Origin of the sequence: Brenneria tiliae (assembly GCF_023347575.1) — a bacterium.
Classification (GTDB): Bacteria; Pseudomonadota; Gammaproteobacteria; order Enterobacterales; family Enterobacteriaceae; genus Brenneria; species Brenneria corticis.
Window position 1 is genome coordinate 18,382 of the sequence record NZ_JAKPCB010000095.1, and the last position, 14,574, is coordinate 32,955.

At 57.8% G+C, this 14,574-nt stretch carries 15 protein-coding genes; 2 read left to right on the forward strand and 13 right to left on the reverse strand.

Annotated elements, in window-relative coordinates; genetic code table 11:
- Positions 1-14: 14 nt before the first annotated feature.
- Genes sdhA through sdhC form a run of 3 tightly spaced genes read right to left on the reverse strand, consistent with a single transcriptional unit; the run spans position 15 to position 2,511 of the window.
- Complete coding sequence (gene sdhA / locus MFP24_RS08705) at positions 15-1,781, reverse strand: succinate dehydrogenase flavoprotein subunit (RefSeq protein WP_249228821.1); 1,767 nt, start codon at positions 1,779-1,781, stop codon at positions 15-17.
- Positions 1,781-2,128 (reverse strand): succinate dehydrogenase membrane anchor subunit, encoded by a 348-nt coding sequence (sdhD, locus tag MFP24_RS08710; RefSeq protein ID WP_249228820.1) that lies wholly within the window; start codon positions 2,126-2,128, stop codon positions 1,781-1,783. Before sdhD ends, sdhA begins: the two co-directional genes overlap by 1 nt.
- Positions 2,122-2,511, reverse strand: coding sequence for a succinate dehydrogenase cytochrome b556 subunit (gene sdhC, locus MFP24_RS08715; protein WP_249228819.1), 390 nt, complete (start codon positions 2,509-2,511; stop codon positions 2,122-2,124). Before sdhC ends, sdhD begins: the two co-directional genes overlap by 7 nt.
- Positions 2,512-3,154: 643 nt before the next feature.
- Between sdhC and MFP24_RS08720 the strand changes: the two genes are divergently transcribed.
- A complete protein-coding gene (locus MFP24_RS08720; protein ID WP_249228818.1) occupies positions 3,155-4,441 on the forward strand; it encodes a citrate synthase in 1,287 nt (428 codons plus the stop codon).
- Between the two features lie 43 nt (positions 4,442-4,484).
- Here MFP24_RS08720 and nei read toward each other — a convergent pair whose 3' ends face one another.
- The 8 genes from nei to MFP24_RS08760 form a co-directional block, all read right to left on the reverse strand.
- Entirely contained in the window at positions 4,485-5,279 is a 795-nt protein-coding gene (nei, locus tag MFP24_RS08725; RefSeq protein WP_249228817.1) for an endonuclease VIII, read from the reverse strand.
- 50 nt (positions 5,280-5,329) lie between these two features.
- Positions 5,330-6,064 carry a 5-oxoprolinase subunit PxpA gene (gene pxpA / locus MFP24_RS08730; protein ID WP_249228816.1) on the reverse strand — a complete coding sequence of 245 codons (735 nt, stop codon included), beginning with the start codon at positions 6,062-6,064 and terminating at the stop codon, positions 5,330-5,332.
- On the reverse strand, positions 6,054-6,983 hold the full coding sequence (gene pxpC / locus MFP24_RS08735) for a 5-oxoprolinase subunit PxpC (protein ID WP_249228815.1): 930 nt from the start codon (positions 6,981-6,983) through the stop codon (positions 6,054-6,056). Before pxpC ends, pxpA begins: the two co-directional genes overlap by 11 nt.
- On the reverse strand, positions 6,977-7,633 hold the full coding sequence (pxpB, locus tag MFP24_RS08740) for a 5-oxoprolinase subunit PxpB (protein ID WP_249228814.1): 657 nt from the start codon (positions 7,631-7,633) through the stop codon (positions 6,977-6,979). The genes pxpC and pxpB overlap by 7 nt, the downstream gene beginning before the upstream one ends.
- Before the next feature lie 138 nt (positions 7,634-7,771).
- Positions 7,772-8,515 carry a type 2 GTP cyclohydrolase I gene (locus MFP24_RS08745; protein WP_249228813.1) on the reverse strand — a complete coding sequence of 248 codons (744 nt, stop codon included), beginning with the start codon at positions 8,513-8,515 and terminating at the stop codon, positions 7,772-7,774.
- Positions 8,505-9,974, reverse strand: coding sequence for a deoxyribodipyrimidine photo-lyase (gene phrB / locus MFP24_RS08750; protein WP_249228812.1), 1,470 nt, complete (start codon positions 9,972-9,974; stop codon positions 8,505-8,507). The genes MFP24_RS08745 and phrB overlap by 11 nt, the downstream gene beginning before the upstream one ends.
- Before the next feature lie 21 nt (positions 9,975-9,995).
- Positions 9,996-10,955, reverse strand: coding sequence for a YbgA family protein (locus MFP24_RS08755; RefSeq protein ID WP_249228811.1), 960 nt, complete (start codon positions 10,953-10,955; stop codon positions 9,996-9,998).
- Positions 10,956-11,212: 257 nt separating this feature from the next.
- Complete coding sequence (locus MFP24_RS08760; RefSeq protein WP_249228810.1) at positions 11,213-11,419, reverse strand: YbfA family protein; 207 nt, start codon at positions 11,417-11,419, stop codon at positions 11,213-11,215.
- A gap of 334 nt (positions 11,420-11,753) precedes the next feature.
- Here MFP24_RS08760 and MFP24_RS08765 point away from each other — a divergent pair, with 334 nt between their 5' ends.
- The gene (locus tag MFP24_RS08765) at positions 11,754-12,182 is read left to right on the forward strand and encodes an EamA family transporter (protein WP_249228809.1); all 429 of its coding nucleotides are present in this window, start codon (positions 11,754-11,756) and stop codon (positions 12,180-12,182) included.
- A gap of 32 nt (positions 12,183-12,214) precedes the next feature.
- Here the strand turns inward: MFP24_RS08765 and pgm are convergent, their stop codons facing one another.
- Both pgm and seqA read right to left on the reverse strand, forming a co-directional pair.
- Positions 12,215-13,858: a phosphoglucomutase (alpha-D-glucose-1,6-bisphosphate-dependent) gene (gene pgm, locus MFP24_RS08770; RefSeq protein WP_249228808.1), complete on the reverse strand. Its 1,644-nt coding sequence runs from the start codon at positions 13,856-13,858 to the stop codon at positions 12,215-12,217.
- A 28-nt stretch (positions 13,859-13,886) separates the two neighbouring features.
- Positions 13,887-14,417 (reverse strand): replication initiation negative regulator SeqA, encoded by a 531-nt coding sequence (gene seqA, locus MFP24_RS08775; protein WP_249228807.1) that lies wholly within the window; start codon positions 14,415-14,417, stop codon positions 13,887-13,889.
- Positions 14,418-14,574: the final 157 nt, after the last annotated feature.

Genomic DNA, 14,574 nt, shown 5'->3' on the forward strand with positions numbered 1-14,574 from the left:
TCAATCCCCCGCAATTAATAGGTACGCACTTTCGGCGGAAAGGCCGGGCGCAGTTTAGGCTGCATGTTCACCGCACGGCGCGTCATGCTGTCGGTTTGCGGCAGATACAACGAATGACATAACCAGTTTTCATCATCACGATCGGGATAGTCGAAACGGCTGTGCGCTCCGCGGCTTTCGGTGCGGAAATTGGCGGAAACCGCCGTCGCATACGCGGTTTCCATCAGGTTATCCAGCTCCAGACATTCAACGCGCTGGGTATTGAATTCGGTGGAATTATCGTCCAGCCGGGCATTTTTCAGCCGCTCGCGGATCGTTTTCAGCTCTTCCAGACCTTTCGCCATGGCGTCTCCTTCGCGGAATACCGAGAAGTTATGCTGCATGCAGGATTGCAGCGCCTTGCGGATTTCCACCGGATCTTCGCCCGAGGGCGTGTTGTTCCAGCGGTTAAGACGTTCGAGGGAGGCTTCGATATCCGACTCGCTGGCGTCGCGGCTTGCGCCCTGCTCATCCAGCGACTCATGCAAATGCATTCCCGCCGCCCGGCCGAACACCACCAGGTCGAGCAGCGAGTTACCGCCCAGGCGGTTGGCGCCATGCACCGAAACACAGGCGATCTCCCCCACGGCGAACAGGCCGGGGATCGGCACATCTTCCCCTTTTTCGTTCACCGTCAGCGCCTGACCGCTGACTTTGGTCGGGATGCCGCCCATCATATAGTGACAGGTGGGAATAACCGGGATCGGTTCTTTCACCGGATCGACATGGGCAAAGGTGCGGGACAGCTCAAGAATGCCCGGCAGGCGGGATTCCAGCACCTCTTTGCCCAGGTGGTCCAGCTTCAGCTTGGCATGCGGCCCCCAGGGGCCTTCACAGCCGCGCCCTTCGCGGATTTCGATCATAATCGAACGGGCCACCACGTCGCGGCCGGCCAGATCTTTGGCGTTCGGCGCGTAGCGTTCCATAAAGCGTTCGCCGTGCTTATTCAGCAGGTAGCCCCCTTCGCCGCGACAGCCTTCGGTCACCAACACCCCGGCGCCGGCGATCCCCGTCGGATGGAACTGCCACATTTCCATGTCCTGCACCGGCACGCCGGCGCGCAACGCCATGCCGACGCCGTCGCCGGTGTTGATGTGCGCATTGGTGGTGGACTGATAAATACGCCCCGCGCCGCCGGTGGCCAGTATGGTGGCGCGCGCTTTGAAATAGACCACTTCGCCGCTTTCGATACAGATGGCGGTGCATCCCACCACCGCGCCGTCCTGATTTTTCACCAGATCGAGCGCGTACCATTCGGAAAAGATGGTGGTGTGATTTTTCAGATTCTGCTGGTATAGCGTATGCAGCAGGGCGTGGCCGGTGCGGTCGGCCGCCGCCGCGGTACGGGCGGCCTGCTCGCCGCCGAAATTCCTGGATTGTCCGCCGAACGGACGCTGATAGATTTTGCCGTCGTCCAGGCGGGAAAACGGCAGTCCCATATGTTCCAGCTCCAGCACCGCTTCCGGGCCGGTTTTGCACATATATTCAATCGCGTCCTGATCGCCGATATAGTCGGAACCTTTCACCGTGTCATACATATGCCATTCCCAGTTGTCTTCATGGGTATTGCCCAGCGCGACGGTGATGCCCCCCTGCGCGGACACGGTATGGGAACGGGTTGGAAAGACTTTGGACAACAGGGCGCAGGAGAGGCCCATCTGGGATATTTGCAGCGCGGCGCGCATACCTGCGCCGCCCGCGCCGACTACAACAGCATCAAACTCTCTGACTGGCAAATTCATTACGCCCCCCACACCACAATAGTTCCATAAATGACGTACACCAACAGCGCAACCACGATCGCCAACTGTAAAGTCAGGCGCAGGGCCAGCGGTTTAATGTAGTCGGTCAGCACCTGCCACATCCCTATCCACGCATGCACCAGGATGGAAAATAACGTAAGCAGGGTGAATACCTTGGTGAGAGCCATAGCGAAAAAATCGCGCCAGACCGGGTAGGTCATTTCGCCGACGGCGATAATAAAGCCAAGCAGATAAATCACATACAGCACAATGACGATGGCGGAAGCGCGAATCAGTAACCAATCCTGTACGCCATTGCGTCCTAACGCAGAAGCATTGCTTACCATACGAGGACTCCAGCCAGAAGTGAAAGCGCGACGGTGATGATAAAAGAGATATTCGCCGAACGTTTGCCGGCAACAAGGTCCTCTTCTATATAGCCAAAATCCATCATCAGATGACGCAGACCACCGACAATATGGTAAGCCAGCGCGGTGAGGATGCCCCAAACGACGAATTTGACGATAACGCTATCCAGCATTTCCGCCGCCCGCAGGAAGCCCTCCGCGGAAGAAAGGGAGAGTCCCAGCAGCCACAGCAGGATGCCGACAGCGACAAAGGTGATAACGCCGGAGACGCGGTGGAGAATGGATGCTATCGCAGTAACGGGAAACTGGATCGTCTGCAGATCCAAATTAACAGGTCTTTGTTTTTTCACGTATATGCCCACACAGCTTTTATTATTGTATCTTCCTCCGGACCTGAAGGTCAGACAGCATAAATGTCGCAAACCAGGAAGCGGTTTATGCTACGCGCTCAAACATCAACATTCCGGTGTCTAACAGCGCATCATTCATACTGGGTGGCTCCTACGACAGGGGGTTCCGGAGACCTGTCCGAAGTATAGGTACTTCACATTCTTATTACAAATCCCATACAAATTGTTTGGTGACATTTCCCCTGAATAGTGATTCTCATCACAAATTTCACAATTCATACAAATACAACCATATCGTTTGACAAAATTTCAACATTTAAATTACAACTAGCGCGCTAAACTCCCCTATGATGTAGTAATGCTCAGCGGTTATTCTTTCCCACCGACATAACTTATGTAAAAGTGGGAATAAGAGAAGCCACGTAAAAGTTAGCACTACTGGCTATGATTAGTTCAAAGAATGGTTAATTATCTGGAGAACGATGTTTTCATCCTGAATGTGGCTGGCTGCTCGCCATAGCCCGACTCTGTCCCCTACTGACGACGCTGTCGCGACAGAACAGAGTTTCGCTGGTTGGTTATTGATCCGGTGTACAGGCATGACGGTATTTCTTCGGTGGAAAATTTTAAAATTAAAGCGCTAAGGAGACTGTAAATGGCTGATAAAAAAGCAACGCTTACTCTAGACGGTAAAGATCCGATTGAACTGAACGTTCTCTCCGGCACGTTGGGATATGATGAAATAGATATCCGCCCCCTCGGCTCCAAAGGCTTATTTACCTTCGATCCCGGCTTTACCTCAACGGCATCCTGCGAATCCAAAATCACCTATATCGACGGTGAGGAAGGCATTTTATTGCACCGCGGCTACCCGATTGCCCAATTGGCGGAAAAATCCAACTATCTTGAAGTGTGTTACATCCTGCTGTTCGGCGAAGCGCCGACGCAAGAACAATACGAGACCTTTAAAACCACCGTCACCCGCCATACCATGATCCACGAACAGATCACCCGTCTGTTCCACGGTTTCCGCCGTGACTCACACCCCATGGCGGTGCTGTGCGGCGTAACCGGCGCGCTGGCGGCGTTCTACCACGATTCGCTGGATATCAGTATCGATCGCCATCGTGAAATCGCCGCCTACCGCCTGCTGTCTAAAATGCCGACCGTCGCCGCGATGTGTTACAAGTATTCATTGGGCCAACCCTTTGTTTACCCGAGAAACAACCTCTCTTACGCCGGCAACTTCCTGCATATGATGTTCTCCACGCCCTGCGAGGAATATGTGGTAAACCCGGTGCTGGAACGGGCGATGGATCGCATTCTGATCCTGCACGCCGACCATGAGCAGAATGCGTCGACGTCAACCGTGCGCACCGCCGGCTCTTCCGGCGCCAATCCGTTCGCCTGTATCGCCGCGGGGATCGCGTCGCTATGGGGCCCCGCGCACGGCGGCGCCAACGAAGCCTGTTTACGCATGCTGGAAGAGATCAGCTCCGTTGAGCATATCCCGGCCTTTATCAAACGCGCCAAAGATAAAAATGACTCTTTCCGTCTGATGGGCTTCGGTCACCGGGTGTATAAAAACCATGACCCGCGCGCCACCGTAATGCGTGAAACCTGCCACGAAGTGCTGAGGGAACTGGGCCGCAAGGATGATTTGCTGGAAGTGGCCATGGAGCTGGAAAACATCGCCCTGAACGACCCGTACTTTATCGAGAAGAAGCTGTATCCGAACGTCGATTTCTACTCGGGCATTATTCTGAAAGCGATGGGCATTCCGTCCTCCATGTTCACCGTTATCTTCGCCATGGCGCGCACCGTCGGCTGGATCGCCCACTGGAATGAAATGCACGAAGACGGCATCAAGATCGCTCGTCCGCGCCAGCTCTACACCGGCTACGATAAACGCGACTTTAAATCCAATCTGCCGAAAGAGTGATCGGTTTAGTCTGGTAGCGCGAAGGCCGGAGATCCCGGCCCTTTCACTTCTGACAGTGCGGACACCAGAAGAACGGACGTGAAGAGAGAACGGTTCTCTCGATACGATGGCCGCACCGCTCGCACGCCTCGCCCTCGCGATGGAACACCTTGAATGCGAAAATCGCGCCGTGATGGTTGTTTTCATTCACGCCGCCACGCGTACTGTAGGACAAGCGGGGAATAGCGATCAACGCCTGGCTCAGGCGCAGCAGCTGTTCGGCATACAACTGCTCGGCGGTATGCTGCGGCGCCAGGCTGGCGTGCCAGAGAATTTCGGCTCTGAGGTAATTCCCCAGCCCGGCGAGAAACGCCTGATCGAGCAGCAGGCCGCTGAAGCGCCGGCGCCGGAAGCGCGCGGAGAGCAATCGCTCGCGCACCGCGTCCGCCGTCAGCGTCTGGTCGAGCACATCGGGGCCGATACGCTGCAGAAACGGGTGCGACGCCACCGTTTCCGCGCTCAGCATGGCGATATCGGAGGCGCTATACAGCAGAACGGCGGCATCCGCTGTTTCCAGCCGCACGCGCAAATCGCGCCCGGTTTGCGGCGGCGATTCCCCGGCCTTGACCACCCGCCAGACGCCATAGAGCTGGTTATGACTATAGAGAACCAATCCATTGCTGAAATAGGTTAACAGGGCCTTGCCGTGCGTCGCGATCCGTTCAACGCGCTGACCGATCAGCTCCGTTTCATACGGCTTCAACCGCGGGAAAGCGAACCAAGCGCGCTTCAACGTGTTACCCACCACCGCGGCGGCCAGCTGATCTGCCGCCCGGCGGATTTCTGGTCCTTCCGGCATCGCTGCTCCATAACAAAATAATCCGGCGATTTAACGCTGATGAAACCCTTTTACGCCGCCACGTTTATCTGATGCTGCGAGAAGCAGTTGCGCAGCTTGCGCGCCAGCATCAACGCATGTTGACCGTCGCCGTGCACGCAAACGGTATCCGCCCGTACGCTGACCCAGGAACCATCGCTGGCGCGCACGCGCTGACGCTGGATCATTTCCAGCGTTTGCGCCAGCGCCAGATCGTCGCTGCCGATCAGCGCGCCGGACTGTTTGCGCGGCACCAGAGAACCGTCGGGCAGATAACACCTGTCGGCAAACACTTCCTCCCGGGTCGCCAGCCCCACGCGCTGCCCGGCCCGAATCAACTCGCTGCCGGCCAACCCCACCAGGCGCAGGGCCGGATTCACCGCTTTCACCGCGCGGGCGACGGCGTCCGCCAGCGCCGGCTCCCGGGCGGCCTGATTATAGAGCATGCCGTGCGGCTTGACGTGAACCAGTTCCCCCCCTTCCGCGGCCGCTATCGCCGCCAAGGCGCCGATCTGATAAACCACCTGGGCAAAAACCGTCTCCGCCGGCAGGTGCATCTCTTTGCGGCCGAAATTTTCACGGTCGGGAAAGCTCGGGTGCGCGCCGAGCGCCACGCCATAGTTAATCCCCCAGCGCACCGACTGCCGCATGGTCTGGGCGTCTCCCGCATGAAATCCACAGGCGATATTGGCCGAACTGATCAACTTCAACAACGCTTCATCATTCTCGCCGCCTTCCCCCAGGTCGGCGTTCAAATCAATAATCATGCAGCCTCCACGCCAGTTGTTGCAGATAGCGCCGCTGTTGCTCCGCCGCCTGCTGAGCCTCCGCCAGGGTACAACGGATAAAATGCACCGGTTCGCCCAGGCGGATTTGCGCCAGATGATAGAGATCGGCCTCGATCACGCAGGCAATACGCGGATAGCCGCCGGTGGTCTGCGCATCGGCCAATAGCACAATCGGCCGGCCGCTATGCGGCACCTGCACCACCCCCGGCAGCAAACCGTGCGACGGCATTTCACGCTGCGCGGTCCGTTGCAATTCCGGCCCCTGCAGCCGATACCCCATCCGATTGCTTTGCGGACTCAGGTGCCAGGGCGTGCGCCAGAAAGCCTCCCGCGCATTTTCGTCGTACTCCTGATATTCCGGCCCCGGCAAGGCCCGCACGCGGTTGCCGAACAGCAGCTGTTTAACTCCGGTTTCCCTGATTGGCAATCGGGCGGCGGCGCCCAGCGACAGCTCATCGCCATCCGCCAGCAAGCGCCCGGCAAATCCGCCAAAACCCGCTTTCAAATCGGTGCTGCGCGATCCCAGCGCCTCCGGCACGTCAACGCCGCCGGAGAAGGCCAGGTAGCTGCGCATACCGTGACGCGGTAAATGCATTTTTAACGTTTGTCCGGCTTTTACCGCAAAACGCCAGCCGGTCCACAGCGGTTTACCGTCCAGATCGGCATGGCAGTCGGCTCCGGTCAGCGCCACCCAGCAGGGCGAGGTAAAGGTAGCGACAAATTTTCCCAGCGTAATTTCCAGCGCGGCGGCATTTTCCGCGTTGCCCACCAGCAGATTGGCCAGCTTCAATGCGGGAATATCCAGCGCGCCGGACTGGCTGATGCCCAGACGGCGAAAGCCGAAACGCCCGGTATCCTGCACCGAGGTATGCAAGCCGGCACGGATAATTTTCAGCATACGCCCTCCCGCCGGGGCACAAACCGCACATTGTCTCCGGGACGCAGCAGGGTCGGCGGCATCTTCAGCGGGTTGAACAAGGCCAGCGAGGTGCGGCCGATCAGCTGCCAGCCGCCCGGCGTGGATAGCGGGTAGATCCCGGTTTGCCCGCCGCCGATGCCGACCGAACCGGCGGGCACCCGCAGGCGAGGCTCGGCCCGGCGCGGAACGTGCAGTTTTTCATCCAGCCCGCCCAGATAGGCGAACCCGGGCTGAAAGCCAAGAAAATAGACGATATAGCCGGCGGACGCATGGGCTTCCACCACCTGTTTTTCCGTCAGGCCGCAGTGATGGGCGACCAGTTCCAGATCCGGCCCCGACTCGCCGCCATACACCACCGGGATATCAACGTCCCGGGGATCGAATGCCAGCGACTCGCTCTCTTCCCACCAGCGCTGCAGACGTTCAATGGCGTCCAGCGCCGCCTGTTGCGGCTCTTCCAGCAAAACCGTCAGGTTATTCATGCCGGGAATCGCTTCCCGCACCGCCTGGTGGTGATTCAAACGCTCCGCCAACCCCCAGATGCGCTGCTGGCTTTGCAGCGTCATCGGCGGCTCAAGTTCCAGAACCACGGTACTCTCGCCCAGCAGATAACATCGTGCCCGTTGCAATATTTTCTCCTGCCTCACGTTATGCGCTTTTCCTGTTTATTATGGGGAAAGCAAGAAAGATACCGAAATGCCTATTTATGCTTCTTTTTCTCGCTTTTTGATGCATACCACTAATAAGCAATAAAAAAGCGCCGACCGTCAGGCCGGGTTGGGAATATCGATAAAGGTTACGTCAAACCCATGCTGCCGGGCCAACCACTCCCCCAGCGCGCGGATGCCGCCCCGCTCCGTGGCGTGATGCCCGGCGGCATAAAAATGCAGCCCCGTTTCGCGGGCAATATGGATCGTCTGCTCCGACACTTCGCCGGTAATAAACGCATCGACGCCAAATCCGGCCGCCTGCTCGATAAAGCCCTGCCCTCCGCCGGTACACCATGCCAGCCGCTGTATCCGTTGCGGTGCATTATCCCCACAATGCAGCACCGAACGCCCCAAACGGTTTTCCAGACGGCGGCACAGCGCATCGCCGCTCAGCGCCTGGGTCAGCTCGCCGTACGGCAGCAGCGGCTCGATGGCGCCCAGCACCTTGATCTCCAGTAAATCAGCCAGTTGGGCGTTGTTGCCCAACCGCGGGTGCGCGTCCAGCGGCAAATGGTAGCCATAGAGGTTAATGTCGTTGACCAGCAGGGTTTTCAGCCGATTACGCTTCATGCCGCTGACAATGGGCGATTCGTTTTTCCAGAAATAGCCGTGATGGACCAAAACGGCATCGGCCTGTTGCTCTACGGCGGCGTCCAGCAACGCCTGCGAGGCCGTCACCCCGGTAATGATACGCCGCACGTCCGCGCGCCCTTCCACCTGCAGGCCATTCGGGGCGTAGTCCTGAAACTCCTCGACGTTAAGCTCCCGGTTAATCAGTTGTTCCAACTCGCTATTGCGCATACGTACTCTTCTCTGCTTGATCGTTATCGGTCATTGCCGCCCGCTTCGCCGCTTCAAAAGCCGCCAGCGTCTGCCGTCTCGCCTGTTGATGATCGACAATCGGCAGCGGGTAGTGCAACTCGCGCCGCTGGCGGTCGGCCCATCGATGAGGCTGGTGAATATCTTTATCCGCCACCTCCGCCAATTCCGGCAGCCAGCGGCGGATAAAAGTTCCCTGCGGATCAAAACGTTCGCCCTGGGTGGTCGGATTGAAAATACGAAAATAGGGCGCCGCATCCGTTCCGGTGGAGGCCGCCCACTGCCAGCCGCCGTTATTCGCCGCCAGGCTGCCATCCAGCAGCTGCGACATAAAATAGCGCTCCCCCTGACGCCAGTCGATAAGTAAATCCTTTACTAAAAAACTGGCGCAAATCATCCGCAGACGGTTGTGCATCCAGCCGGTCTGGTTCAGTTGCCGCATCGCCGCATCCACAATCGGATAGCCGGTTTTCCCCTGCTGCCACGCCGCCAGGAAATCCGGCGACTGCCGCCATTGCACCCGCCGCGTCCAGTCGGTAAACGGCTTATGCCGGCAGAGATCCGGCCAGAACACCAATAGATGATGATAAAACTCGCGCCAGACCAGCTCATTGAACCAGCTAAACCCCCCGCTTTCGCGCTGTTCCAGCATAGCCGGGCATTCGGCGCGCAGCCGGTTGAAACACTGGCGCGGCGACAGCACGCCCAACGCCAGATAGGGCGAGAGTTTGCTGGTGCCTGCCAGCGCGGGTAAATCCCGCTTGCGCGAATAATCCTGCACCTGCTCGCGGCAGAACCGGCGCAGCTGATGCAGAGCCGCCGTCTCCCCGACGGGAAAGTCGCCATCGATGTCCTGCTGCGGATAACTGAATGGCGTTAGCGCCGTGGTGACGTCAACCGCCCCGCCGCGCCGCTGTTCCGGCGCCGGCACGCTGCCGGTATCCGCTTCCAGCAGACGTTGAATAAAGGCCTGACGAAATGGCGTAAAGACCTTGTACATCTCGCCCTTGGCGGTCAGCACGCTGCCCGGCGGCAACAGCAGGCCGCCATCAAATCCCCGGCACTCTACGCGCCCGGCCAGTTGCGCCTCCGCCTGTTCGTCGCGCCGGCGTTCGTTGATTTCATACTGCCGGTTATAGAACAGATGGGTAACGGCGTGCTGCTGACAAAAATCCGGCAGCCAGTGCGCCGCGGCGGCAAAATCGGCGCATTCATGGTAATAAAGCGCAATCCCTTTTTCGGCTAACGCCTGCTGCAGCGCGTGCAGATGCGCCAGCAGGAAAGCCGCCTGCCGCGGCGCCATATCGTGCTGCCGCCACTGCTGCGGCGTGGCGATAAACAGGGCCGAAACCCGCGCCTGCGGATCCTGGCAGGCGGCATGCAGCGCCGGATTATCGGTGATGCGTAAATCATTACGCAGCCAAACCAAATGCGTGGTCATAAATCATCCTCTGGCTGCCGGTTAGTGGCCGTAGCGTAATCTTAACGCTTCCGGATAAGGCTCAAAGTAACGCTGCTCCGCCAGATAACTGTCCGGGTATTGCGCCATGTAATGCTTCAGCAGGGCGATCGGCGCCAGCAGGGGTTGCAATCCCTGGCGATAGCGATCTATCAGTTGGGTCAGTTCCTGTCGCTGCGGCGTACTGAGCCGGCGGCGAAAATATCCCTGAACGTGCATCAGCACATTGGTGTGATTACGCCGCGTTGCCGGATGCGCCAGCAGCTTCATCAGCCGTAGGCGGTATTCCTGCGCAAAAGCGTCCAGCGATTGCCATTGGTCAATATCCGCCACAAAGCGCCCCAACTCACGGTATTCCGGCTGCGAATGCGACAGCAGCAGCAGTTTATAGCGGCTGTGAAAGGCGATCAGCGCGCCGCGGCTCAGGCCTTGTCGCCAAAGCTGGTGTAGCTCATGCAGCGCATACACCCGCTCGATAAAATTTTCCCGCAGTCCCGGATCGTGCAAACGGCCGTCTTCTTCCACCGGCAGCCAGGGAAACTGACACAGCAGTTCCTGGGTAAACAATCCAATACCACTTTTGCGCGCATTTTTTTGCGACTCGTCATACACCTTTACCCGTTCCATGCCGCAGCTGGGCGATTTGGCGCAGACGATATAGCCGCACAGATGCTGTAAATGAGCGATTTTTTGCGCACAGAAGCGGTGCATTTTCCGGGTCATATCCAGCGGCGAACCATTACTGGCGCGCAGCATAATGTTTCCCTGCGCGTCTTTTATCAGCCGCAACGCCGGACGCGGCACCGGTAATCCCACCGCCACTTCCGGACACAGCGGCTCAAAATGAAAATAAGGCGCCAGTTGCTCAACCGCAAACGCCAGACGTTTGTGGCCGCCGTCAAAGCGTACCGGATTGCCGAGCAGGCAGGCACTGATGCCAACCGGGATCTGATCGAACGTCATGATTTTACCTCATAAAAAATCATCCACTGTTATCAGCATAGCGGATCCCGTCCCGACCCACGCTAAACGGCGGGAAAAATAGGGTAAGAAATCATGATATTGGCGAGAAAAATTGCCGTCCGGGTTCGCCGCGACGGGCCTAGGGGAAAATCAAATGCAGGCGCTTGATAAGAGGGGTCAGCCGATTGCAGGATAAAAAAATGCCGTTCACCCATGAACGGCACAGTCCAATAAAAGAGATGTTTCCTGCGATCAAATTAATAGAAATCGCACGCCGCGTTTTCCGATTGCGCCAGCCACACCGGCTTGTCGCTGGTTTTCAGCCAGACACGGTGCAGATAGCTGTAAAAACGCGCCCGATCGCGGCGAAACAGCATCACCGGTAACGCGGCGACGCCGATGATTACCACGGCAATACGGCGCAGCACAATGCGATGTAAGGGATAAGCAGTGTAGAGTGACATAACGATCCTCCTCTAAAGGCGAGCTCCCCTTGCCAGCTGGTTACTCACATTAACGATAAAATCCGAGTGGAAAACTGGTTAAAACTTTACCGTTTTTAGCGCAGGTTTACTACTCATCGGACCAGAAAAAGATCAAATAATCGCCAGTTTTTTCTCTGTTATTTCATTATGTTACTTATTGGTTAACGATAAATATTCAGCTTGTTAAGGAAAAGGAGATTATCAGGCAGCGTTGATGCGCTTTCTGGTTATCCGCCGTCTCCCGGCGTAACATGCCCGTCTGATCCGTTTCACTATTACCTTTCCATTTCCGTTTATTCAGGGGACTCTCATCATGAGTAGCTGGTTAATCTACGCCCTGCTTTCCGCCCTGTGCGCCGCGCTGGTCGCCCTGTTCGGCAAAATCGGCCTGCAAAATCTGGATGCCAATACCGCAACCGCCATCCGCGCCGTGGTGATGGCGCTTTTTCTGGTCGGCGTGGTGATCGCGCAGGGAAAAGTCGCACTGGTAGGCGAGATCATGGCCAACAAAAAAGCCCTGCTGTTTATTCTGCTCAGCGGCGTGGCCGGCGCCATGTCGTGGCTGTTTTACTTTGTGGCGCTGAAAAACGGCAATGTCGCCCAGGTGGCGCCGATTGATAAGCTCAGCGTGGTGTTTGCGGTGGTATTGGCCGTGGTGTTGCTGGGGGAAAAGATTTCGCTGCTGGCCGGCGCAGGCGTGGCGTTAATTTCAGTTGGCGCGCTGCTTGTCGCGCTGGGATAACAGGCGCCGCATCGCGGCGCCCAATTACACGCTTACTTGGCGTTAGCCAATACCGCGCCGACAATCTCCACCGCTTCCTTCTCGATGCGCTCCCGGTGCTCCGCGCCGAGGAAACTCTCGCAGTAGATTTTATAGGCTTCTTCCGTACCGGAAGGACGCGCGGCGAACCAGCCGTTGTCGGTCATCACTTTCAGCCCGCCGATAGCCGCGCCGTTGCCCGGCGCCGCCGTCAGACGCGCGGTGATCGCATCGCCCGCCAGCGTATCGGCCGATACCTGTTCCGGCGACAGGCGGGATAACGCCGCTTTTTGCGCCTGGGTCGCCGGAGCCTGGATGCGGTTGTAGCTTGGCGCGCCGAAGCGTTTTGCCAGATCGTCATAGTGCTGCTGCGGATTTTTCCCCGTCACCGCGGTAATTTCCGCCGCCAGCAGACACATAATGATGCCGTCTTTGTCCGTCGACCACGGCGTGCCGTCAAAACGCAGGAACGATGCTCCCGCGCTCTCCTCGCCGCCGAAGCCGAAGCTGCCGTCAAACAGGCCGTCGACAAACCATTTGAAGCCAACCGGCACTTCCACCAGTTTACGGCCCAGCTGCGCGACGACGCGATCGATCATCGCGCTGGAGACCAGCGTTTTACCGACGGCCACCGATTCGCCCCACTGCGGACGATGCTGGAACAGGTAATCGATGGATACCGCCAGATAGTGATTGGGGTTCATCAGCCCCGCCGGGGTAACGATGCCGTGACGGTCGTAGTCGGGATCGTTGGCGAACGCCAGATCGAATTTATCGCGCAGCGCCAGCAGCCCGGCCATGGCCGATACCGACGAGCAGTCCATACGGATCACCCCGTCGTGATCCAGCGCCATAAAGCGGAAAGTCTGATCGATGGCGTCGTTCACCAGCGTCAGATCCAGCTTGTAATGCTCGGCGATGCGCTGCCAGTAGGCGATACCGGAACCGCCCAGCGGATCGACCCCCAGTTTCAGACCCGCGCGCTGAATCGCCGCCATATCCACCACCTCGCCCAGCCCTGCGACGTAGGGCTGCACCAAATCCTGTTGGTGCACATAGCCGCTTTTCCAGGCCTGATCCAGCGTAATGCGTTTCACTTCCCGCAGATTATCCGCCAGCAGCGCGTTCGCCCGCTGTTCGATCACGCTGGTGAGGTTGGTATCCGCCGGGCCGCCGTTGGGCGGGTTGTATTTAATACCGCCGTCTTCCGGCGGATTGTGCGACGGCGTAATCACGATGCCGTCCGCCAGCGCGCCTCCCTGACGGTTATGCACCAGAATGGCGTTGGAGACGGCGGGCGTCGGGGTAAAGCCATTGTCCTGCTGGACGATAACCTCAACGCCGTTGGCCGCCAGCACTTCCAGCACCGAAATAAAAGCCGGTTCGGACAGCGCATGGGTATCTTTGCCGACATAGCACGGGCCGCTGACGCCCTGCTTTTTACGTTCTTCCGCAATGGCCTGCGCTATCGCCAGAATATGCGCTTCGTTGAAACTATGCCGCCCCGCGCTGCCGCGATGGCCTGAGGTGCCGAACTTCACCGCATGCGCCGCATTTCCGACTTCCGGACGCAGAACATAATATTGTGACGTCAACTGAGCCACATTGATTAAATCGCTTTGCCGGGTAGGCTGTCCGGCTCTTGGGTGATTAGCCATTGGCGTTTCTCCCTGACGCTGTCATTGATTAGATAGTTCCGCAAACTTTCTCTGTCAGTTCCGCCGGGAACTGCATCGTCAGCATAATGTGTTCGATCATGCTGCGTTTACGACCGGTATTGGTATTGGTGATAACCCAGTATGGCGTACCCGGAATATGTTTGGGTTTGGTATGCGTGCCATTCTGCAGCAAGGTTTGCTGGTCGCCGGCGAAATAAACCCGCGTGCGCCCATGAAGCGATTCCGTCGCCTGAGCGAATTCCGGCGGCGATAACAGATACAGCGTAGACAATACCAGCATAAAACGGTTGATCGCCTTGTTCTGTTCGGCGTATTCATCCGACAACAACAGCTCGCGCACCGCCCGAACCCGATCGCCCGGACGCGGGGACGCGGCCGGCTTCGCATTGAGCGCGACCTCCTCCGACGGCGTCACCGTGGACTGACCGGCGGTAAACTTCAGCATACGGCGTAAAATATCCGATGCGCTTTCACCAATATGCTGCGTATGGCTGGCTATATAACGATAAAGCTCTTCGTCGACCTCAATAGTTTTCATCTTTATCCAGTACTGTTTTTTTACTCAAATCAATCGTCAATAAGTATACAAGCTATCCGGCGCACTCGAACAGCGCTAGAACGACGACAACGCAAAAACTCGGATTATGCCTTGCCGCCCCTGTTGCTGTTTAAGCGATCATAGTTGCTTCTTCCCC

What these genes read in the sequence shown, in the direction of transcription:
- pxpA (WP_249228816.1), bottom strand. Translation starts at nt 6,064, where the DNA reads ATGATTATTGATTTGAACGCCGACCTGGGGGAAGGCGGCGAGAATGAT.
- MFP24_RS08765 (WP_249228809.1), top strand. Translation starts at nt 11,754, where the DNA reads ATGAGTAGCTGGTTAATCTACGCCCTGCTTTCCGCCCTGTGCGCCGCG.
- nei (WP_249228817.1), bottom strand. Translation starts at nt 5,279, where the DNA reads ATGCCGGAAGGACCAGAAATCCGCCGGGCGGCAGATCAGCTGGCCGCC.
- MFP24_RS08720 (WP_249228818.1), top strand. Translation starts at nt 3,155, where the DNA reads ATGGCTGATAAAAAAGCAACGCTTACTCTAGACGGTAAAGATCCGATT.
- MFP24_RS08745 (WP_249228813.1), bottom strand. Translation starts at nt 8,515, where the DNA reads ATGCGCAATAGCGAGTTGGAACAACTGATTAACCGGGAGCTTAACGTC.
- phrB (WP_249228812.1), bottom strand. Translation starts at nt 9,974, where the DNA reads ATGACCACGCATTTGGTTTGGCTGCGTAATGATTTACGCATCACCGAT.
- pxpC (WP_249228815.1), bottom strand. Translation starts at nt 6,983, where the DNA reads ATGCTGAAAATTATCCGTGCCGGCTTGCATACCTCGGTGCAGGATACC.
- seqA (WP_249228807.1), bottom strand. Translation starts at nt 14,417, where the DNA reads ATGAAAACTATTGAGGTCGACGAAGAGCTTTATCGTTATATAGCCAGC.
- MFP24_RS08755 (WP_249228811.1), bottom strand. Translation starts at nt 10,955, where the DNA reads ATGACGTTCGATCAGATCCCGGTTGGCATCAGTGCCTGCCTGCTCGGC.
- pgm (WP_249228808.1), bottom strand. Translation starts at nt 13,858, where the DNA reads ATGGCTAATCACCCAAGAGCCGGACAGCCTACCCGGCAAAGCGATTTA.
- sdhD (WP_249228820.1), bottom strand. Translation starts at nt 2,128, where the DNA reads ATGGTAAGCAATGCTTCTGCGTTAGGACGCAATGGCGTACAGGATTGG.
- sdhA (WP_249228821.1), bottom strand. Translation starts at nt 1,781, where the DNA reads ATGAATTTGCCAGTCAGAGAGTTTGATGCTGTTGTAGTCGGCGCGGGC.
- MFP24_RS08760 (WP_249228810.1), bottom strand. Translation starts at nt 11,419, where the DNA reads ATGTCACTCTACACTGCTTATCCCTTACATCGCATTGTGCTGCGCCGT.